23 protein-coding genes are annotated in these 22,478 nt (G+C 39.9%); 22 read left to right on the top strand and 1 reads right to left on the bottom strand.

Translation table 11 applies throughout. From position 1 onward, the window contains the following. The first annotated feature begins 102 nt into the window (after nt 1-102). The 22 genes from LY85_RS04725 (at nt 103) to LY85_RS04610 (ending at nt 20,440) form a co-directional block, all read left to right on the top strand. The gene (locus tag LY85_RS04725; RefSeq protein WP_141825671.1) at nt 103-933 is read left to right on the top strand and encodes a DUF3991 and toprim domain-containing protein; all 831 of its coding nucleotides are present in this window, start codon (nt 103-105) and stop codon (nt 931-933) included. A 254-nt stretch (nt 934-1,187) separates the two neighbouring features. Then, entirely contained in the window at nt 1,188-1,853 is a 666-nt protein-coding gene (locus LY85_RS04720) for a hypothetical protein (protein WP_141825670.1), read from the top strand. 466 nt (nt 1,854-2,319) lie between these two features. After that, nucleotides 2,320-2,847: an ECF transporter S component gene (locus LY85_RS04715; RefSeq protein WP_141825669.1), complete on the top strand. Its 528-nt coding sequence runs from the start codon at nt 2,320-2,322 to the stop codon at nt 2,845-2,847. Nucleotides 2,848-3,019: 172 nt separating this feature from the next. Beyond that, a complete protein-coding gene (locus LY85_RS04710) occupies nt 3,020-3,361 on the top strand; it encodes a hydrogenase maturation nickel metallochaperone HypA (protein WP_141825668.1) in 342 nt (113 codons plus the stop codon). Nucleotides 3,362-3,419: 58 nt separating this feature from the next. Then, nucleotides 3,420-4,064 (top strand): hydrogenase nickel incorporation protein HypB, encoded by a 645-nt coding sequence (hypB, locus tag LY85_RS04705; protein WP_243122485.1) that lies wholly within the window; start codon nt 3,420-3,422, stop codon nt 4,062-4,064. 751 nt (nt 4,065-4,815) lie between these two features. Beyond that, nucleotides 4,816-5,301 (top strand): hypothetical protein, encoded by a 486-nt coding sequence (locus tag LY85_RS04690; RefSeq protein ID WP_141825665.1) that lies wholly within the window; start codon nt 4,816-4,818, stop codon nt 5,299-5,301. Nucleotides 5,302-5,453: 152 nt separating this feature from the next. Next, nucleotides 5,454-6,584, top strand: a complete 1,131-nt coding sequence (locus tag LY85_RS04685) for an NERD domain-containing protein (RefSeq protein WP_141825664.1) — start codon at nt 5,454-5,456, stop codon at nt 6,582-6,584. Between the two features lie 183 nt (nt 6,585-6,767). Next, on the top strand, nt 6,768-7,712 hold the full coding sequence (locus LY85_RS04680; RefSeq protein WP_243122484.1) for an RluA family pseudouridine synthase: 945 nt from the start codon (nt 6,768-6,770) through the stop codon (nt 7,710-7,712). 162 nt (nt 7,713-7,874) lie between these two features. After that, nucleotides 7,875-8,618 (top strand): restriction endonuclease, encoded by a 744-nt coding sequence (locus LY85_RS04675; protein ID WP_141825663.1) that lies wholly within the window; start codon nt 7,875-7,877, stop codon nt 8,616-8,618. 170 nt (nt 8,619-8,788) lie between these two features. Next, nucleotides 8,789-9,940 carry a hypothetical protein gene (locus LY85_RS04670; protein WP_141825662.1) on the top strand — a complete coding sequence of 384 codons (1,152 nt, stop codon included), beginning with the start codon at nt 8,789-8,791 and terminating at the stop codon, nt 9,938-9,940. Nucleotides 9,941-10,159: 219 nt separating this feature from the next. Next, the gene (locus LY85_RS04665; RefSeq protein ID WP_141825661.1) at nt 10,160-12,430 is read left to right on the top strand and encodes an ATP-binding protein; all 2,271 of its coding nucleotides are present in this window, start codon (nt 10,160-10,162) and stop codon (nt 12,428-12,430) included. Nucleotides 12,431-12,500: 70 nt separating this feature from the next. Beyond that, the gene (locus LY85_RS04660; protein WP_185741099.1) at nt 12,501-12,842 is read left to right on the top strand and encodes a hypothetical protein; all 342 of its coding nucleotides are present in this window, start codon (nt 12,501-12,503) and stop codon (nt 12,840-12,842) included. Continuing rightward, nucleotides 12,811-13,203: a hypothetical protein gene (locus LY85_RS04655; protein WP_141825659.1), complete on the top strand. Its 393-nt coding sequence runs from the start codon at nt 12,811-12,813 to the stop codon at nt 13,201-13,203. Before LY85_RS04660 ends, LY85_RS04655 begins: the two co-directional genes overlap by 32 nt. Beyond that, entirely contained in the window at nt 13,203-14,255 is a 1,053-nt protein-coding gene (locus LY85_RS04650) for a radical SAM protein (protein WP_185741098.1), read from the top strand. The genes LY85_RS04655 and LY85_RS04650 overlap by 1 nt, the downstream gene beginning before the upstream one ends. Nucleotides 14,256-14,367: 112 nt before the next feature. Beyond that, entirely contained in the window at nt 14,368-14,805 is a 438-nt protein-coding gene (locus LY85_RS04645; RefSeq protein ID WP_141825657.1) for a GNAT family N-acetyltransferase, read from the top strand. A gap of 445 nt (nt 14,806-15,250) precedes the next feature. Then, a complete protein-coding gene (locus tag LY85_RS19475; protein ID WP_243122483.1) occupies nt 15,251-15,454 on the top strand; it encodes a hypothetical protein in 204 nt (67 codons plus the stop codon). Nucleotides 15,455-15,561: 107 nt separating this feature from the next. Further along, nucleotides 15,562-16,029 carry a GNAT family N-acetyltransferase gene (locus LY85_RS04635; protein WP_141825656.1) on the top strand — a complete coding sequence of 156 codons (468 nt, stop codon included), beginning with the start codon at nt 15,562-15,564 and terminating at the stop codon, nt 16,027-16,029. A 219-nt stretch (nt 16,030-16,248) separates the two neighbouring features. Next, nucleotides 16,249-16,893, top strand: a complete 645-nt coding sequence (locus LY85_RS19470) for a nucleotide-binding protein (protein ID WP_243122482.1) — start codon at nt 16,249-16,251, stop codon at nt 16,891-16,893. Between the two features lie 131 nt (nt 16,894-17,024). Beyond that, nucleotides 17,025-17,783: a type IV secretory system conjugative DNA transfer family protein gene (locus tag LY85_RS19670; protein WP_141825655.1), complete on the top strand. Its 759-nt coding sequence runs from the start codon at nt 17,025-17,027 to the stop codon at nt 17,781-17,783. Next, nucleotides 17,752-18,831, top strand: coding sequence for a type IV secretory system conjugative DNA transfer family protein (locus tag LY85_RS04620; protein ID WP_141825654.1), 1,080 nt, complete (start codon nt 17,752-17,754; stop codon nt 18,829-18,831). The genes LY85_RS19670 and LY85_RS04620 overlap by 32 nt, the downstream gene beginning before the upstream one ends. 68 nt (nt 18,832-18,899) lie before the next feature. Next, nucleotides 18,900-20,123, top strand: a complete 1,224-nt coding sequence (locus tag LY85_RS04615; RefSeq protein WP_141825653.1) for a helix-turn-helix domain-containing protein — start codon at nt 18,900-18,902, stop codon at nt 20,121-20,123. Then, entirely contained in the window at nt 20,120-20,440 is a 321-nt protein-coding gene (locus LY85_RS04610) for a hypothetical protein (protein ID WP_141825652.1), read from the top strand. Before LY85_RS04615 ends, LY85_RS04610 begins: the two co-directional genes overlap by 4 nt. A 1,113-nt stretch (nt 20,441-21,553) precedes the next feature. Here the strand turns inward: LY85_RS04610 and LY85_RS19465 are convergent. After that, nucleotides 21,554-22,219 (bottom strand): hypothetical protein, encoded by a 666-nt coding sequence (locus LY85_RS19465; protein ID WP_243122481.1) that lies wholly within the window; start codon nt 22,217-22,219, stop codon nt 21,554-21,556. Nucleotides 22,220-22,478 lie beyond the last annotated feature (259 nt).

Below are 22,478 nucleotides of genomic sequence, written 5' to 3'. Positions count from 1 at the left end.
ATTCCGTTTACGGAACAAGAAATCTATCTGGCCGCGCATACGGAGATCAAAAGCATTCTGGACGCGAAGGGAGAAAAGTCCGAGCGGAGCGGTACAGAATGGATGTGGGCGGCGAACCACAGCGTCAAGTTTCGAGGACATATTTTCTATGACCACTCCACCGGCGACAAAGGGACTGCAATTGATTTTCTCTGCACCTTTTTCAATATGCGGTTCCAGGATGCTGTCTGTACGCTGAACTGCAGGGATTATAACGGGATTGAGTTTGAGAGATCCACGCTGAAAAAGGAAAGAGAACGGCGCTCGTTCGTGCTGCCGGGTAAGAGCCGCAACATGAAACGTGTTTATGCTTACTTGATGCAGGAACGCCGCATTGATTCAGAAGTCATTTCTTTCTTTGTACATAACCGCAGCCTCTATGAGAGTGCCAACACACATAATGCCGTCTTTGTCGGGTACGATTTCACAGGCAAGGCGCGGGCGGCTTTTCAAAAGGGAACGCTCACCGAAAAACCGTACCGGGGCGATGTTGATGGATCAGATAAAGAATTTTTCTTTAATTACCACGGCGGGTCAGAGCGAGTCTATGTCTTTGAAGCGCCTATAGACATGCTGTCCTTTATTAACCTTCATAAAGAAAAAGGCTGGCAAAAACATAACTACTTGGCTTTGGGCTGTACAGCTCTCCCTGCCTTGCTCCGCTTCCTGTCAGAGTATCCAGGCATCCATCAAGTAGTTTTGTGCCTGGACAATGACCACGCCGGTATCAAAGCCGACGCAATCATTCAGGAAACGCTGCAAAGGCTTTCCCAAGGGATGTATGTGGAAGATCTGTGTGAAGAAATGCGGGAGAAGCTGCTGCGGCCTTATGAAGTAAGTATTTTAAAGTCAGTCGGAAAGGATTGGAATGATGATTTGAAATATAGGAAATAGATATGATCTTAATTCATGATTTGGTTGATATAGACGAAAAATGTTAGTATAATGGAGAAAAAGATTATACTTGATCTGTATTGATATTCAGATTATAGCAATTGTAGGACTGTACTCTATTCCTTTTTGATTTTTTAGAGTCGCAGAAAGAATGAATGTTGAATAGAAACTACTTAAAACAATGAAAGAATTCTTAACTTCATGGAAATTAAAACAATTATGCAAACTGATCGTTTTAGAGGAGAATATATGAAATGTCTGAAAATAGAACAGCTAAGGGATTCCATCTTTTTTTATTTTCATTAGCCGCATTAGCCGGCCTTGCGTCAGAGGGCCTTTACGCGTATCTGCTCGAACCGGCTATTTACGGGCGATCAATGGGACAATGGGACGTAACCCAAAATATTTGCCATTGGATAATAACCAGTGTTACTTGGGGGCTAATTGGATTTTTTATCGTAAAATATGCGAATAAATATGATACTAGCTTTTTTAAAAATAAAGGAAATATAAAAGCATGGCAATGGCTTGTTACTGCAGCATGTATCATTCTTGTATTGGCATCTCAATTTATAGATTGGAACGGTTTTAAAGTTATTCAGGAATTCTATGCCAAAGGAATAATTAAATTTGTTTTCCAGTATATCTACTATTTTTTTGAAACGTTTTTGTTTATGCTGATTATTATTTTTGGGCAAAGGGCATGCGAGTTATGGTTTAAGAGGGAAACCATCCCTTATGGTGGCGTTATCGTTGCACTTACCTGGGGGATGGCACATTGGGCTACAAAAGGGCTTCTGGCAGGAATTGCTCTTGGCCGCTTCCGGCTTCTGTTATGGTGTAGTCTACCTTCTTCTAAATCGAAATATAAAAATTACATATTTGGTGCTGTGCATTATGTTCGTTTTGTAACGATCTGAAAGACATTAATCATAAGCATAAAAGTGTAATTCTCAATTATTGAAATTCCCCTAATTTACTTAAATAAGTACAGAATACTTGGAGTTTTATAGGCAGTTAATTTTGTATTCATCATTGACAGCTAAGCTGGTTGGGAAGAGCAACTAAAATAGAATATTCGCATGATTGGCCAGTAGAATGCCTATAAGGAAAAATGCAATTTGGTTAGCGGTATTAGTGCCTAAGCAACTTGGTACCTTTCCAGAGCTTCATATAGTTATCTGAAGATTGACTTTTTCTATATTTTATGTTAAAACAATAACTAATAAAGTCATGAAGGCTTTTAGAATTCTTAACTTATTTTTATCAACACACAGCCATGAAGGGATGCCGTAAGAAACGGCTCTTTTCATGGTGTTTTTATTTAGGAGGCTTGTATTGTAGAGATCCCTTTAGTACAATTAAAAACTTGTTAAGGAGACTATCATGAAAAAAACAATGACAGTAAATCTTACCGGAACTGCGCTTTGCATCGCGCTAGGAATTCTACTTCCTACCTTTTTTCATATGATTGGTGCTGGACCAACCTTCTTACCAATGCATATTCCCGTTTTACTTTGCGGATTTATATTTGGATGGCCGTATGGCGCAGTATGCGGATTCATCGTACCGCTCTTTTCTTCTGTTCTGACCGGTATGCCTCCCATCTTTCCGACGGCTGCAGCCATGATGCTCGAATTATGCGCTTATGGTGCATTAACAGGATTGTTTTATCAAAAGCTTCGTTGGAATGTCTACCCAGCACTTATTTGTGCAATGCTTGGCGGACGGACAGTATCCGGCTTGGCAAACGCTGTGTTTATGAACATGGCAAGTAAGCCTTACGGCTTTGCCGCGTTTCTTTCCGCTTCCTTTGTTGTGGCATTGCCGGGCATCGTTATCCAAATCATTCTCATTCCGATCTTTATCCTGGCTTTGGAAAAATCTAAAATGATACATAGGCAAAGAGCGTGACGCCCATGTGAATGAATATTTAAACATTGAGACGAAATAAAACAGTTTTTTGATGAAAGTGCGGAAAATTAGGACAATTCTTGCTTTGTTATTTTAATATTAATATGTTAATCTATACTCCGAAAATCTACCTCATGCGGGCACAAAAAATACAACTCAGGAGGACTAAGTTATGCACGAACTTCCGGTTGTACTCGACATTGTAAAAGTGATGGATGAAGAAGCAAAGAAAAACGCATTCCAAAAAATCACTCAAATTCATTTGGTAATCGGCGAGCTTTCCTCCATTATCGGCGAGTCGGTGCAAATGTATTTTGAAGCGATTGCAAAAGATCATCCCTGTGAAAATGCGAAATTAATATTTGAGTTTAGACCAGCCATATTGAAATGCCGGAACTGTGGGGAGGAATTTCCACACGACAAAGATTTTCAGTGCCCGAATTGCGGCGGTGACGCGGTGCTGGTCAAAGGAACCGGGCATGAGTTTTATATCCGGTCATATGAGGGTCAATAAAATATAATAATTGCATACAAACAAATAGGAAAGGTGAATTACAATGGAAGTTATTATTATGAAAGAATTACTTGAGGGAAATGAAAAATTAGCGGAAGAAAACCGCAGGTATTTTGCCGATCGGCACATCTTGGCTATTAATCTGATGGGCGCTCCCGGGGCTGGCAAAACGACACTGATTTCCGCCATTGCGAAAGAACTGGGAGATATTCCAGTGGGCGTAATCGAAGGCGATATCGCTTCGTCCATTGATGCGGAAAATCTTGAAAAGCAGGGCATCCATTCCTCACAGATCAACACCTGCGGCGAATGCCACCTGGATTCCCGTGTAATCAGGGACGGTGCGGATCAAATTGACATGAGAGATGCAATCGTATTTATTGAAAATGTCGGCAATCTGATCTGTCCTGCGGAATTCGATCTGGGAGAGAATATTCGCTTTCTTGCCGCAAGTGTTCCGGAAGGAGACGACAAACCGTTCAAGTATGTCCCTATGTTCAGCTATGCCGATGTCGTAGTATTGACCAAATGTGATCTGAAAGAAGCGGTTGGCTTCGACAATACGAATTTTCTAAAGGGTCTTCAAGCCATTTCGCAGGCGCCTGTTTTTGATGTCAGTTTGAAAAAAGGGACTCTACCGTCGGGGATTTCTGCCGTCGCTGGTTATTTAAGGAAAAAATACGAAGAATTATCTTTATCATAAAACAAGCCTAAATCGATAATTGGCTGATGGGCGAAGATTACAGCCTGTAACCATCGGCTATAAGAGATTAAATATTACAATATATCTGTTCAGCACCTCTTCGAAGGTGCTATTTTTATAACATTTTCGAGTCGCCACTGTGGATCAACTCACTTAAAAGCTTTATCGTGGTGATATTGACGGATCAGAAAAAGATTTCTTCTTCAATTACCACGGCGGGTCAGAGAGACTCTATGTCTTTGAAGCGCCTGTAGACATGCTATCCTTTATCACCTTACATAAAGAGAAAGGTTGGCAAAAACATAACTACCTTGCTTTAGGCTGCACAGCTCTCCCTGCTCTGCTCCGCTTCCTATCACAGTATCCAGATCCATCAAGTCGTTTTATGCCTGGACAATGACAACGCCGGTATCAAAGCCGACGCAATTATTCAGGAAACACTGCAGAGGCTTTCCGAAGGGATGTATGTGGAAGACCTAACCGAAGAGATGCGGGAGCAACTGCGGCGACCTTATGAAATAAGTGTTTTGAAATCGGTCAAAAAAGATTGGAATGATGATTTGAAATATGGGTAATAAATATGATCTTTAATTCATAATTTGGTAAAAATTAGTTGAATTAGACGAAAAATAAAAGTATAATAAAGAATAAAGATTATAATGGATTGACAATCTAATTTGTTTTGATATTCGGGAAATAGCAATTAGGCGCAGCTCGCAAAATTAGAAATTGTTTAGATGAGGTGAATTGAATGGGTTTGCAAGCAACAAATGCTGGAATTGATTTTCAGCAAAGAGTATCTGCATATATGATGATACTGATGGAATTTGATATGAATATTTCATTAGCTTTGCAGTTGAATAAAAGTGATAAGATAGTAGGCTTGAATTTTGAGGCGTGTAAAAGTATAGATGATTTAGTAATTACCCTAGATTCTGAAAAAAATATCTATTTTCAAATGAAAAGAACCATCTCGCTTAGTGATAGTGAGACTTCAGAGTTTTACGGCGTATGTGAACAGTTTGTAAAACAGTATCTTAAACAAAATCAAAATGACATAGCTTATATATTAGCCACAAGATCTGAATCATCAAAGGCAATTATAGTAAAATTAAAAAGAATACTAGATGGAATACGTTTAGCCAATAATTTGCAAGTAATTAAAGATTTAAACAGGGAAGAAAAGAATATTTTCGATAAGGTATGTTATAATATAAAAAAGTTTATCGGGATTTAAAAAAGGAAGATATTACAGAAGAATGCTTATTAAATATTTTATTACGTATATTTGTTGAAATATGATAAAAGGGGTTCACATGCATTTGATGTGGGAGTTTCAACAAGAGCATGCTAAAAGAGGTGAAAATATTACTAGCGGTGAAATGACAAATGACAACCCGCAACTGGTATAGAATACATTGCAGGCGTTATAAATTCAAATTTAGAATAAAAAGTGATTCCAATATATATTCTAGTTTATCTAATTTCCCATTATGTTTAAACTTCTCAGATACTTTTGATGAATGGATGGAATCAGAGATGGGACTATTTGATAAGATCAAAGAACCAGTTATCCTTAAGAAGGAAAGTAGCGCCAACGCTCAGCTCGAGCAACTACAGCAGATGCTCGGTGTAGCTACCGATGCGAAAGTTAAAGCTGCACTGGAACAAGAGATAAAGCTAATAAACGCTGGAATTTTTGGCGAAAGCACCATTCTGTTTGAGCTTCAAAATAGTCATATACCTATGTTTGTTTTGCATGACCTCTATTTGGAATACAATGGGCTTTCGGCACAGATTGACTTTTTGGTAATAACCAGAGGGCGATATTTCATCATTGAATGCAAGAACCTATACGGAGACATTACCATCAATAATTCCGGAGATTTTATTCGGACGGCATGGAACTGGAAAGAAGGTATTTATTCCCCAATCACGCAAGGCCAAAGGCATTTAGAGCTTATTAAGCAGATCCGCAGCAATGAAAAAGGGAACTTCTTAACTAAAGCTCTTTTTGAACGTAATTTTTATGAGAATTACCGTTCCGTTGTAGTATTGGCGAATCCAAAGACCGTGCTCAACGACAGGTACGCGCCAAGAGAAATCCGTGAGCACGTGATTCGCGGGGATCAGCTTATCCATTACATAAAGAAGGTCAATTCTGAATCAGGGACAGTCTTTTCCAGTGAAAGCGACACCAAAGAGATGGCATACTTCTTTCTAAACCAACACAAGGCCAAAGAAACAGATTATCTTGAAAAATACCGAAATATGGTTTCATCCGCTGAGCTTACTGTTGAAATAGCCACAGAATCTTCTGCGAAATCTTCAACAGAAATGGAAACAGTCCGAAAGGAAATTCAGCCAACGTCAACCACTGCAGAAATGCCAGAGACTCCCATATGCCCAAAATGTGGGTCGCCCATGGTTAAGCGAAAAGCTGCCAAAGGAGAAAAAGCTGGAACTGAGTTTTGGGGCTGCTCCCGATACCCTCATTGCCACGGCATAATCAATATTTAGCATTTAAAGCAGTCATAATGCGTTATCTTTTCTCTGCTTTGAACTGCTCATTATGTTTAAACTGAATGGCGGAAATAAGATCGATTATTAATTTATCTTTGCAACCGGGGCGTCAAGCGTATTGTAGGGTCGCCTAAATGAAGCGGATCGAATAAGGAAAGCATCGAACAAGAGGAGAAGTTTGTGAATAGACAAAAACGAATCTTTGGGCAGCAAGAAATTGTCTCAAAACCCGATTTGGAATTTGTGGTATCTGAGTCATGTGGGTTGTTGGATTTCTTATTGCTCAAGTTATCTAATAAATCCAGAAATCATGTAAAGTCTTTACTGACACATAGAGAAGTTTTAGTGAATGGCACTGTGATAACTCAGTACGATGCTGTGTTGCACAAAGGACAAAAGATACAAATCAAACGATCAATCATTGAAGGAAAAAAACAGAAAAGTGTATTGGATATTCTATATGAAGATAGTGATATCATTGTAATTAATAAACCGGCTGGGCTGCTATCAATCGCTTCTGATAAAGAGAAGGAACTTACAGCATATCACTTATTGACAGATTATGTGCGAATGAAAGATCCCAGAAATCGTATTTTTGCAGTACATCGACTTGACCGTGATACTTCCGGTGTATTGATGGTTGCAAAAAACGAGAAGATGAAACTGGCCCTACAGGATAGCTGGGCGGATTTAGTGTCTGAACGAGGTTATGTGGCAGTTGTCGAAGGACAACTAAAAGAAAAATGCGGCAGAATTCAATCTTGGCTTAAAGAGACAAGAACATTTCTTGTGTATTCAAGCTCGCGTGCCGGTGATGGCTTGGAGGCCATAACTGATTATCAAGTCTTAAATGAAACTACAGAATACTCTTTGCTGAATATTAACTTAGAAACGGGCCGCAAAAACCAGATTCGTGTGCATATGAAAGATATAGGACATAATGTCGTGGGGGATAAAAAGTATGGAGCAAAAACAGATCCATTGAAGCGTTTGGGTTTGCACGCATACAAATTAGAGTTTAAGCATCCTTTTTCTGATAAAGTCATGTGCTTTCAAACGCAGTCCCCCCGAAGTTTTACTTCTCTTTTTGTGAAGTCAGGTCCAAATAATATGCAGAATGGTTGACCTTTCTGGCTCTGTCGTAATCGCCCTGCGAACTTCGCATAATGTTTATGTTGGACAAGTAAATTGCAGCAATCAAGAAAAAATTATTATTCGTATGACATTTATTCAAAGACGCTGATACAATATTTTATATTTGGAGCTTATGGAAGGGGAGTAAATTGAATTTTACAGATAAAGTTCCAGAAACATGGAAGGAACTTCAAGGATGTTTGCCAATTCTTCATTCAGGCTGGATATCATGCCATAAGTCCCCATACGATAACCACGGTTCGTGGTTCTGTCGAAGTTGATGTTTTGGTTGAAGCACCCGACGAATTGGTTAAAAGTATTATTTGCGAATGCAAATTTTGGAATAAAGCGGTTCCAAAAGAGAAAGTGCATGCGTTTCGCATAGTTGTAAATGATTCTGGTGCTTCACTTGGATTGCTTATCTCAAAGGCTGGCTTTCAGTCAGGTGCAATCGAAGCAGCAAAATTGTCAAATGTAAAGCTTCTTACATGGAAATATCTTACAGAATTAATTGAAAATAAGTGGATTATCAACCAATTGAAATCAATTAAAAGGGAATCTATTCCAATTTCAGAATATACAAATCCACTTCATTTCCCGTATGAAAAGTTAAAGGAGTCTGACAAAGCAGAATACCATAAAGCGTGTAATATGTATGCACCTTTACGTTGGACATGTTGGATGATTGCCAAATCTGATTTGTTAAAAAACACAGTGTCCTCAAACTGGTATGAAATAGCTCAGTATTCAAGCATTGAAAGCTATATTACCTTTTTATCAAACCAGTTAGTTGTTGCACGGGATACATTTAAGAAAATCCTTGACAGCTCTGGAATTGTTTTGCCGCAAGAAAGGTTTGAGAAATTAGAAGGATATACATATATGTTCTTGAATTGATATCTCCGATTTCCCATTATGTTTAATTGGTCGAAGGGCTTGGGTCGAAGGGCTTGGCAAAGCAATTAGTGAGGCTTCACCGCGCCTTCCCATAAAATAAATACTGGGAAAACCCGAAAAAATATCAACCTGCATGTTGGTTATTGTAGAAGAAATGGTGGAAATGAAAAATGGTTAAGGGAATTATCAATTATCGTGATGGGCGAATTCCATTTGTGATTGAAGATTATAAGATGGAACTGTTCACGGATGATGACCTTCTTAAAGACTTTTCCGCAGAGCACAACAGAAAATCAAACTATATTCTTTTCGGGCAATGTTTTGGAATGGGCGGTTTTCAACCCCAAAAGGTTTCAATCTTGGTGGATTATTCAATGGGCAATACATGCTATTTGCTTTGCTATTTAATCAACCGCATGGGTTCAAATGATGACTTCGACACTATTGGATTCCAATCTCCATTTTTAGATGATATTTTCAGATATCGATACAACTATTTGGACGAAGTTAGAGCAGGTAGCAATCTTTCGGCAACTCCAAAAGATATATACACAATTCCATTTTGTTTTGATAAGCACGATTATGACTTGATCTTTAGAATCGGTCACGATGAACGGATGGGTCTACTTGGGGATATTGACAAAAAAGGCGAAATAATAGTTCACCTTTATTTTAAAAGCATTCAAGAATGTTATACACTTTCTCGGATTTTTCAATGTTTTGCTACATTTATGGTTTCACATACAGATGTTTCTTTCAAACGGATAACGTTATATAAAGGCAAATTGGCAACCGGATGGCTCTACAGCAAATCAGTTCTTGAAGATGCCGTGTCCTGCTGTGATGTAATTTTTTGTGAGTTTGATGTAGAAAAATATGTCCCTAAGATTCTTAACAACATATCATTGGATTCTGGAAACAGAATCACTAACAGCGTTCCTTTGGGGCATTTAGAACGTGCTGACTTTCCATATACACCACAAAGATTCATTGAACAAGTAATTGCGTTTGAGTATTTATTTGAAAAGCTGGAGCCCCAAAAAGCAAAAGACAGAGCCTTTCCGTTGAAAGAAGAACTTAAGTGTATGTTTGATATTTTTGCTGATGTAGTATCAAACGGTAAAATATCCTCCGGTGATATCAGCGAGAGAATAAAGGAAGTCCGGCGAAATATTACACATGGCTATTCGTACTATTACGACTTTAAAGATGACTCAACGCTACAATATATGATTATCCAATTAGACAGGCTGATTAAAGCAATGAGTATGAAACTCATTGTTTTTTCTCACAAAGAAATTTCAGATTTTGTTCGTTTCTAATAAAGTGCATAATTCCGAATAGTGGGAAATGATCAGATGCTATAATAAATAATTTTGCCTTTACATGAGTTTCGCAGTTTGTTTACTTGATTCCGTATCAGCCAATCGCAGTGCTACATATAAGCGGAATAATGGACAACTCAGTCCATAGTCGATCTTAGCAATAACATGTTATTAAGAAATAAATTGTTTTGGCATGATTTAGAGAGGAGCAAATGAATGAATTTGGTAACACAGTCAAGTATGATCCTTTTACCTAAAACAGTATCAGAGGCAACCGATGCTCCATCTTTTTCTTCTACCGTTGATTCGGCCAGCAAGCTGAGTGATACCATACAGAATTTATGGTGGCTTGCTGTAGTGATATTCACTGCACTCATCCTCATTGTTGCCCTTTTTTCAATTCGGAGAAAGACGATCAAGTATACAAGAACTCAGATTAATCGGTTAATTAAAAACAGAAAATATATTCCGGGCATCTTTGTTGAGTTAAATGAAAGCAAAGAGGTGTTGCGGTATTTCGTATACAGCAGAAAGTGGAAGGAACGGCTGATTAAAAGTTTCAATTTTTTATATGACAATGCTTATGGCGATATTCTAAGAAAAGCTTGCAATGATCCTTCTGCCTGTTTTCATCTAAGAAAGACTGCTACGCTTGAAGAAATTGAGAAAGCAGTGACGTCAGCTCTTGATTTACATAATAGATTTAGACATGCAAAGGAGGAGCTTAGACCAGACTATAGCCAGTCGCAGTATCTTTTTGAAATAAATTACTCCACTTATATGGAGACGTTGGAAGCTTTACAGCAATATATTGAAGCGGCGAATGGGAGATATCTTATACTTACTGGCAGTGCAGGCAATGGCAAGACAAATCTGCTGTGCAGCATCAGCGAACTCTTGATCAAACTTAAGGAAGCCGTTGTACTCCTAAATTCCAGAGACATCGAAGGAGATGTTTTAGGATTCTTATTCAATGAACTGAAGCTTCCAGAGATATATAAGAAACACACAGGGTTATATCTCTCGCTAGTAAATTTGCTGCTGACTATTCAGCGTAAGCATCTCTTTATAATTATTGATGCCATCAATGAAAATGATAACGATGGATTTGGCAATCGGATCGTTGCATTCTGTAATGAAGCCTTTAAGTATAGTCGTGTAAAAGTTATTGTCTCCTGCAGAAATGAATATTATCAGGAGCGCTTCCAGGAATACCTTGTGGAGAAGGTTGATACATCTGCATTTGAATTTGATTTGAAAGAACAACGTTATACATCTGCTGCAATTGATCGCATCATTAAGGCATATAGTAAATATTTCAATTATGATGGGACCATTTCTCCTGCAGTGCAGAATGTACTCAGTGAACAGTTGTTGCTTCTGCGAATTTTCTTCGAGGTCAATAAGGACGGTAATATTGACGTGCTTTCTGTTCGGAAACATGAGATTTTCGCACAGTATATTGAAACGGCAAAGAAGAACGGTGGAGAGAACATAGAAAATCTACTTGACACATTAGCGGATGCTATGCTGGCAAACAACAATTTCGATGAAATCAGTCTATTAGAGTTGGAAAAAGCAGGTATTAGTCCTAAAATGATTAAGGAGACAGTGGATAGCAGTATTCTAATCAGCAAGAAATTGGTTTTTCACGAGGGAACGATTGCCAGAAACGAGACAGAGGTTGTGTATTTTGTTTTCGATGAAATGCGTGATTATTATCTTGCGAGACGAATTCTGTTGAAGAATATAGCTGCAGGCAGTATGGATGGGAACGCTATTCTTACGAAATTAAAGGAATTGAAAGAAGCAGGAGTGTCTTGTACAGAAGGAATTATTCATTACACTTACGTTTTTTTCAGAACAGATGCGACAGTTGTAGGATCTAGCGAGACGGAAAAGCTATGTAATGCAATTCTTGATATCTATCGTATTCACGATGGACGAGAGACTCAGTCATATTGGAAAACTCATCATAGAGAAGAGTTCCAGAATCTTGGATTGAGAATTATTCTAACATCTGGTCTTCCTATGACCGATTTTGAGGTTTCTTACATTCAGGATTGTCTAAGAAAAGATCCGTATGAGGACGGTGGGGTGTTTTTCGACACAATGTTAGACGGAACGATTTATGAGGGAATATATGATCTTGATACCTATTTGGACATCCTGCTTGGAATGAAAGATAAGGATGCGATACTTAACGCTTTCAGTAAGATTACGGCACGCAATGGAATTGAAAATAGATTTCTTCCCGCCGATTTAGTCAAGGATCATAAGAAACTAGCAGATATAGCTCCAGCCAGTGCTTTACAGATTCAGAAAGTTGCAGAATTGTTTCTATGTTGCTTTAAATTGAATGACACAGATGTGCAGGATCAGCTTATAGGTTACTTCTATACTCTACCTGCGCATGATAAAGTGCAGCAAGAGATGATTTCCAGAATTAGAAAGGCTTGTGGCTTAGAGGTGAATGATTATGAGTGAACTTTCATGCTATAAGAAAGATGGAGTAATATACTTTCGAAAGAATAGCATACCACGGAAATCACAGTTGATGAAAAAGTTGGGAGTTAAGAAGAATACTTTTGCTGGAAATATGATTTCCAGAGTATACGATTATTATTTTGATGGGGCTTTGAACTTCAGAAGAGAATATCGGAGATATTATCTGAAAGAATTCGGCTCAGTTGAGGAGTTTATAGAAGAACATTTTAATATTAAGCACAATGAGGCAATAAGACTTTCTGCAGATAATTATTCACTGAAAGATTGTTCTTATAAATCCATCGAGAGAAACATAGAGACACTAAATTATGATGAAAGCTTTAAAAAAGCTTTTTCGGAAGTATTAGGAGGACTGGAAGATGAAGATCAGGACGGGATTTATTACGAATAGCTCTTCTACTAATTTTCTAATCATATCGAAAGAGGAGTTAACAGAGAATTATTTGTTTGAAAAACTTGGTTTTGTAACAGGCGGTGCACTAGAGAAGCAGGGGCGAGAACTGTGCGGGAACATCATGTGTGCCCTCGAGGGTGGGTTGAGATACTATGATTATGACAAACCCGACTATGAGAGAATAAAGGAAATTTTCGGAGATAAATCTGCAAAGCTGTATGATAGAAATAAAGGCTACCATGCGTATTGGGGATATACGAGCAGCGATGACCCTCCGATAACACAGTTTTTCACCACGGATAGCTTTGAAATAGAAAATAAGGATTTCTATCTGAATGGTAGAGCATGTGTGTGGTAATGATTATTTATAAAGATGAAGTTTTTGGCTTTTTTGAAATTTTTAATGAAGAGAATGGCACTTTGATCCGAAGCGATGTAAGTGGTGTTGATCCGGTAATGCGGTCATTCCCAGAATTGCTAGATGTCGGAATCATGGGACATTGCGATAGTGGAGAATATTGCAGAGATGCAGGAGTCGATTGCTACCAGGGAGGTCACAAAATATATGCTCCGAACATGACAATAGAGAATTTTTTAAAAATTGCAAAACAGGCAGCAGGTAAGACATTTCAGATTGCGTTAGGAGGAGCAGGAGATCCCAATAAGCATCCACAATTTGAGGAAATAATGAAAATATGTAGAGCGTTTCGAATTGTTCCAAATATGACTACAAGCGGTTTTCTTCTGACAGATAGCGAAGTGGAATTAATCAAGAAATACTGTGGAGCGGTTGCAGTATCCTGGTATTCACGATTGAACAACGGAAGAGAAAATAATCCACAAACAATAAAGGCCGTAGAACGAATGCTTGAGGCTGGTTGCACAACGAATATCCATTATGTTGTCTCGAATGACACAATTGATGAAGCTATCATAAGATTGGAACAGAATTTGTTTCCGGGTGGAATCAATGCAGTTGTCTTTATTCTGTATAAGCCGGTAGGTAACGGTGTTACAGAGAAAGTATTGAAGAACATGGATGTCCGGCTTGAGAAGTTCTTTTCTCTCGTGACAGAGAAGAAATATCCATATAGAATTGGATTTGATACTTGCTTCACACCAGCAATCTTGTGTTGGACAAACACCATTCCGACAGCCAGTATTGATGCCTGTGAGGCTGCAACCTTTTCAATGTATATAGATAGCCAGATGAATTGTTATCCGTGTTCATTTGGCTTATGGGATAAGCGCATGTCCGAGTCGCTGGATGATAAGACGTTACGACAGATCTGGTTGGGAGAAAAGTTTACTGACTTCAGAGCGCGGAAGAAAGCAAAATGCATCAACTGCAGGCATAGACAGCTTTGTCAGGATGGTTGTAGGCTTGGAATAGATATAGATTTGTGTTGAGGAGAGTATGATGTACATATCGAGGTAAAAGTTAAGTTTAGCAACTACCCATAAGCGGAATAATGAAGATTTTATAAGAATTCATATTTATATATTTAATGAGGTGCTTTTAATGATTATTAGAAAAATTAAGTCCAATGAGCAAGAACAGGCTTTAAAACTTGTTATGAAAACTTTTTTGCAATATGAAGCACCAGATTATTCTGCTGAAGGCGTTGAAACTTTTCGTAAATCGGTTATTGAAAATGATGCTTATCGTAATGAATTGATTTTATATGGTGCATACGATGATAGTAACCTTTTAGGTGTAATAGCAACGAGGAGTAATGGCAGTCATATTGCATTGTTTTTCGTTGATGGTATGTACCATAAACAAGGCATTGGAAGAAGACTATTTCAAACAGTTGTTAAAAATAGCAGCGCAGACGAAATAACAGTAAACTCTTCACCGTATGCCATTGAGGTATATCATCATTTGGGGTTTGCCGATACTGCAAGGGAACAAGTGACAGACGGTATGAGATATACACCTATGTTTTATAAAAAATAAGTAAAAATGATGTTTGCTTAGCTTCGCATAATGTTTACTCTACGATGATTACCAGCTCTAATTTGAGTTTTATATTGCAGGAGATGACAATTGAATGTTACCGACTAAAGAGGAAGCAGAGCGTCTGTCACAAGAAGTTTCGTAATGAATCCAGGCCCTTGGATGGAGCATAGCCGGTTCGTTGCTGATTGTGCCAAAAAGGTTGCGATGAATTGTGACGATCTCGATCCATGTAAAGCCTACATCGTTGGTTTGCTTCATGATATTGGCCGTAGGTTTGGTGTAACAAATCTAGCTCATGTAATTACGGCTATCATTTTCTAAAAAACCTGGGCTATGATGAAGCTGCTAAAATCTGCATTACACATTCATTTGCGATAAAAGATATACATACATATATCGGAATTGCGGATGTTCCTAAAGAGGAATATGATGAAATGACAGGTTGATTCAATTATATGACAGCATAGCAATGGTTAATGGAATAGCAGACTTAAAAGCACGGATGGACGATGTGGAAAAACGATATGGTTACTATCCGGAAAATAAAAGAAAAGAGCATTTCAAAATCAAAGATTATTTTGAAAACAGAATGGGAATTAGCTTGACACAAGCAATCAACAAAAATGAAAAAACGAGTGATAAGTAGGCATATAAAGATGAGTAAAATGGCTAGCGCAATTCATCCTTCGAACTTCGCATAATGTTTATGATATTAGGAGTATACAATTATTTAGATAGCAAGGATTGATAATTATGGATTTAGAAAGCATTATCATATCGGCAGAAAGCCCATTTTCCTCTGATGCCATATCATTAATGGATGAGCTTTCGAAATATCTTCAGGACATTACAGGAGATAGCGGCAAAAACTCATTTGACGCAAATGATGTTTGCAACGATAGAGCCAAATTCGTAATTGCCAAGAATCAAAGTGGTAAAGCGATTGAATGTGGAGCTTTCAGACCTTTAAATGAAGCAACTGCAGAAGTTAAAAGAATGTATGCTAAGGAAAAAGGTATAGGAATTGGCAATAAGCTTCTTTCCTATCTTGAGCATCAGGCATATGACATGGGCTATAAAACTCTCCGCCTTGAAACGCGTATTGTTAATGCTAAAGCAGTTTCGTTTTATGAACGAAATGGATACAGGAAAATACCAAACTACGGAAAATACGCAGGGAGAGCAAATTCTATTTGCTTTGAGAAGAATTTGTTCTTTTGATTATTTATGTGCAGTATCGCTTTCCTTTGAGCTTCGCATAATGTTTACTTGATTCAGTATCAACCAATCACAGTGCTACATATAAGCAGAATAATGGGAACTTTAGGGTAACAACTCTTAAGAGAAGTATTATAAACTTGTTATAGTGTTGATGGTTTAGGAAAAAGATTTATTAATAATGCTACATTTTTGACATGGGACCAAGGAGTTCAACTTGAATTGCAAGAAATCTATGACCAAACAAAGGATAAGTTTATTGGGGATACACTTGAACTAATACAAAAAGGTTTTAATGGCTGGAACGACGAAAGGTCATTTAACAAATTACGTGGGAGCCTTCTTGCAATCAAAAAGAACATAGATAAGTACTATGTTAATACTATTCCCAAAATAGAAAGGAATGAAACTCAAAAATTGAATAAGATCTTTATTGTACACGGTCACGATGATGCTGCAAAATCGGAAATGGCAAGGACACTTGAAAAGGCCGGCTTTGAAGCTATTATTCTTCATGAGCAAGCAAGTGCTGGAAAAACGGTTATTGAAAAAATTGAAGCAAACACCGATGTTGCATTTGCAGTAGTTTTATACACACCATGTGACGTTGGGCGCACCAAAGAGGAAATGGTCGATCAAGAAAGAAGTCGTGCTCGTCAAAATGTCGTATTTGAGCATGGATACTTAATTGGGAAACTAGGGCGTGAATATGTTTGTGCCCTTGTAAAGGGAAAAACTGAAACACCAGGTGACATTGATGGTGTTGTTTACATACCAATGGATGATGCCGGAGCATGGAAAATGGCACTTGCTAAAGAAATGAAAAGTGCTGGACTTTCAGTCGATTTAAATAGATTTTATTCCTAAATATTTCATGAATCAACTTCGCATAATATTTAAACAGTGCAAAATAATTGTATTGAGCAGTACATTAATTACATCAGTTTAGCACCTCTTCGGAGGTGCTTTTCTTACATCATTTTTAAGGAGGAAAATTTATGCCAAGTACAATTGCCATTATTATGTCTATAGCGGCTATCGCTTTTCTGGCTGCTCTCTTTATTTCAGAAGCAGTACACGGGAACCTGAATATCAAGGCCCGAACCGTCGGTGACGGCCAATACGGTACCGCACGATGGGCCACTAAACAGGAAATTCAGGAAACCTATGATGACATCCCCTTCGAACCGCGACTGTGGCGTAAAGGCAAGCATCTTCCGGATGAACCGGACGGCGCTTCTGTTCTGGGAATGTTGGAAGGACGCGGAGATGTACGCGCAAGGATAGACAACTCAGACAGCCATACTTTGATTCTCAGCACAACCGGCGGTCGTAAGACTACCGGTTTTCTTTATCCCAATCTGGAATTCATCTGTGCCTGCGGCTGCAGCTTTTTGGCCACCGACACCAAGGGAGACGTTTTCCGGGATTATGCAGGGATCGCTCAGAAGTATTATCACTATACCCCGTACGTCATCGACTTGCGCAATCCCACACGCAGCCATGGATTCAACCTTCTCCATTTGGTCAACAAATACACGGATCTCTTTAAGGAAACCGGCGACATTACCTGTAAGGCCCGGGCAGAGCGGTACGCAAAGATCACCGCGAAAACCATTGTCCGGATGGAAGGTTTTGACGGCGGCGGACAGAATGCTTATTTCTATGACGCAGCCGAAGGCCTGATAGCGTCCACCATTTTGCTTGTAGCGGAGTTTTGCGGATATGGGGAGCGGTCATATCGTAAGCGTGTTTAAAATCGTACAGGAGCTTCTACAGACGAAAACACAGCCCCAAACCCAAAGTGATAAGGCAAATAATGTGAAGCCGAAGAACGAATATCAGAGATTGATCGAACTGCTGCCGGCAGAGCACAAGGCGCGATGGCTTGCCGGCGCTGCACTCAACACTGCGGAGTCCAGTATGCACAGCGTTATGAGTACGGCCATGAGCCGTCTGCTTTCATTCATTGATTCCGAACTGGAACAGATACTATGTTTTGATAGTGATGTAGATGCGGAGCAGTTCTGCAATGGCCACACTGCTGTTTTTATTGTATTCCCGGAGGAAGATGCCACAAAGCATTTTCTTGTTTCTCTGTTTGTTTCTCAGCTTTACAACGAATCCCTGGTGGTAGCAAACCAGGATGGTAAAAACAAGATGGACAAGCGCGTCTATTTCTATCTGGATGAGTTTGGCACCCTCCCGAAATTCGATAATGCCGAGCAGATGTTCACAGCCGGTAAATCGAGAAACATTCTATTGTTTCCAATGATTCAATCCATGGAGCAGCTGCACAAGAATTACGGCCGGGAAGGTGGAGAAATCATCATTGACTGCTGCACCAACGCCTTATTCGGAGGGTTTACCCCTTTGTCCAAGGGAGCGGAGGATGTCTCCCGGGCGCTGGGCAACCAGACCGTAATGTCCGGAAGCACTTCCCGCAGCGGCAGCTTTGAACGTGACAGTTCCACAAAAAGCCTGCAGATGATTCAAAAGCCGCTGATGACTGCGGAGCAAATCAGGACAATGCCGGAAAATCAATGGATATTAACGAAAACCCGGACTCATCCTTTAAAAACCGTCCTAAAGCGGTTCGACGAGTGGGGGATAAAGCTGGACACTCCGTTTGCAATGCCTGAGAACGCGACGCGTACAGTCAGGTATGCAAGCCGGGAAGAATTGAAAGCGGCCGTGCTGGCAAGATTTCCGCATAAAGAGAGAATGGAACCGCTTGATATTACTTCTCTCGGCTCCGAAAAATCGGCCAGAAGAAGAATTACTTTTGAAGAAGAAGATATTTAATATAAATTTTTCAGGGCGGAAGGATAAACACTCCCGCTCTTTTATTATGAATATTTAGGGGGAGCAACATGAAGGGATACTTTGTATCGAATATGATGAAGATCGTCCGGAAATTGGAGCTGACAGCCAAAGCAATGCATGTCTATTCCTATTTAGCGGAGTGCAGCAACATCAACGGCGAATGCTGGCCGTCTAAAAGGACGATTGCACAGGCTTGTAGGGTCAGTGTAGCGACGGTAACGCGGGCTTTACGGGAACTGGAAAAGGCGGGCATGGTCATTTCCGAGCCGCGTCACCGTCTCAATAACGGGCAGACTTCTAACCGTTACACGGTATTCACTGAGCCGCAAATTGCGGGACCTTCAGCTCAGTCTGCAGGCATGGACAAAAAAGAAGACACAAAACAAGATATAAAAGACCTCCCACAGGTGGAGGGAATCTTTGAACAGCTTGAAATTTCCGAATACATACCCGATGTGCCGGCGGAAATTCCGGCCGGCGAGAATCACATGGAAAGCACGGTACCCGGCAGACAGACGAAAAGCTGTCGGCATGAAATCCCGCGCCGGCAGAAAAGCATTTCTGCAAAGCCGTTACCCAAGTCCCGTCTGCTAAAGCTGCGGCTGTTCTGCCGCCTCCTTTTAAGCCAATTTGATATGGCCCCCCGTATCAATATGACACCCCAAGGAACTAATTACACAACGAAGGTTACGTTAAAGCAGAGAAAAAAAGACTTTATCTCTAAGATAGCTAAGTGGAAGCTTCTGCATAAAGAGAATATGGCAGTGATAAATCTGGTGATGGGTAAAATGCAGCAACAAATAACTCTTAATAAGCAATGCCCGCCCTCTTTTTTCTCTGCTTTGGAAGCATGGGGAACCACACAGAAAAAACAAGAGCAGATCAGGAATAATCCTGGTCTGCTCTTGTTTTATGAATGGAGATTAGAAATGAAATATCTAAAAATTATCGGCCTGCCGGCAATCGTTTCAGCAAGGCATCGTATCGTGATCGACAAAAGCATACGCAAGCTTTATGGCATCCATGAAACGTCAGCAGTCTACATGCAATGCAATAAGAACCTGTTGATAATTACTCCTGCCCACCATCGAAATCCGAGTAGGGAGCTAAAGGAGCTTAGCATCGGCCGGTTTAATCTTCCGGTTGAATGGGCGCGGTCAAACCACATCCAGATCGGGGACTGTGTTTACCTTGTGGCCACAACCGAAGGGATTATTATCTGTCCGAAAGGGACCGAGTTTTTGTGTATAAAAGGGGAGAGAAGCTGTTGAATATTTTAGGATGCCCATTAAAAATATCAGCAACGAAGCAAATTTACTTTCCTAGGCTCTACATCCAGCATTTTGGAATATCACCTGATAAGTCGGTCACAGTCATTCGGGAAAATCACAAAGACTATTTTGTTTACCGGATTGATGTTGGCCATGATCTACATGAAAATGAAACCCGTGTGGTTATTCGTAATGGATTCACAACCATACCGACAAAATTTATAAGGAGCAATGGATTAGAGCCAGGGAAAGACAATTTATTCTTGCTGGGCATCGAGAACGGGCTAAAGGTCAGCGTGAAGAAGGATATGCTGTAAAAAGCGGAAGTACTTCCGCTTTTCGCGGGGAGAGGAACTATCCTTCTCCTTTGCGCATGTCGGTATAAATCAGATTGCAGAAGTACGATATATGAGACATTTTTGGAAATCAATGCTTAAAGACGAGGACAAAATAAAAAAGCGGAAGCACTTCCGCTTTTCGCAAAACAGCGAAAGGGGAGTCTCCCGTAAAAAGGCTGCTTAAAAATAATTAAGCACTTGCAAATTGCTAAAATTTGGTATATAATTCAGCTTGTGGAAAATAAAAAAGCATCCACAGGCGAAAAACTGTCTGCAAAACAGTTAATCGCCTTGCGCCATAAATGGGCAACGACCCCATTATGACTTGTGAATGCCGTTTATGCGGTGTTATTTTAACACGCATTTCGGATACATGTCAAGGTCTGTACCCTTATGTGGCCATTAGGGTGCAGACTTTTGTTTTTCTCATCTCTCCACAATGACAAGCATTGTGTACCTCATCGTGACCGATGCAGTCACACGCGAGGTTGGCGCTCCTTGACAATTAGTAAGCCAAGACCAACATTTGAATTCCATCTTCAAATGTTCGTGTCGGCTTGCTATTATATGCTTGCCGGAAGAGTAATACCGGAGTTTATTGGACCGAACCAAAGTTAAGCTACGCAACGATGAGCGAAAATATGAAACGAGGTGGTACAAAGCTCGGAGCGAGCCTCTGAACTCCCTGAAAACGCGATTGAACTTATCTGCACCAGAAATGTGGATATGCGGCGGTACCGGCTTCTGGATACCAAGCAATCAATTTATGATCATATCTCTCTGGCTATGTGGTCAGCGTAACTGGAGAGTTATCATAAAAATATATATTCTGGATTTTTATTTGAGAATACATATTTTTATGATAACAGGGGCAAAAGCGTTTGCTTTTACCCTCATATCATAAAGCTGGTCGAGGTGACTGGATTCGAACCAGCGGCCTCTACGTCCCGAACGCGCTTGAAAAACAGGCGCGGCGCTTAGAGCTAAGCGGGTTTTAAAAATTGACCGTGCCACACGAGTGCCACATGGGCAATTACTTAATGAAAACAATATAGCACAGGCGAAAACAGATGTCAAGCATTGAAAAGCCGATCATTGCGGGGGATTGCATACTGAGCAAGGATCGTAACCTTCGGCCTGTGCATCATCCAATGAGATTGCGATTTTGCTTTGCCTCAAATATCGGCAACCGTCGCGGTGATACTTTTTACCTGTTTTTGTAATATACACGGTCACGCTCTGTGGGGTCTGTACGGGGTGCGTCTCAGCTTGTACAACAACAGGTTTTGATGAAACTGGTGCTTTAGATGGTGTTTTAACGGCGGGAGTCTTTGAGGATACCGGCGGAGCCGACGATAATACTGGAGAAGAAGCAGTCGATTGTGTAGAAGACACCGCAGATGAAACGGCACTGGACGGCTCAGACGATACGGTGCTAATTACTTGGCTTGATTGAGCGATACTGGCCGGCGGCGTTGCGTATGAATTTTGCGCCAAACTGGGCGGATTCGCCGAAGCCGCCACTATGCCTATCAAAATGAGCGGTACTATTACAGAGCATGTTTTTACCCAACGTTTGTTAATAAATTCGAACCGTTCCCTAAGATAATCTCCGGATTTCGGATTGAAAAGTAATGCCGGGATAATCAAAAAAATTAACGACCATTCACCAGACTGTGGAACGAGTATACCGCAGAGTGCCACTAATGCAAGGAATATTGACAATAACCACATCCCAACTCGTTTATAGCTCTTCATTATTTTCCCCTCCTTCAATTTATAATTTTATCATAACACTATTTTCTTCTTTATCAATACAAAATTTTACAATTTTAGATTGTTTATTGACTATTTAGTATTAATTGTATAAAGTGGGTAGGGTAGGGGAGGGAAGTTTCATGACCCGCGAAATAATGATGCTCATAATGATTATTTCCGCCGTACTGCTCGCTATCGGTCTGTCCCGTATCGTAATATGGGTATCACATCGGGTCCGTAAGCCTGAATCGGCCTGTAT

This window comes from Clostridium sp. KNHs216 (assembly GCF_006714885.1).
GTDB lineage: Bacteria > Bacillota > Clostridia > Oscillospirales > Acutalibacteraceae > Caproiciproducens.
This window is presented reverse-complemented; position numbering and strand designations above follow the sequence as displayed.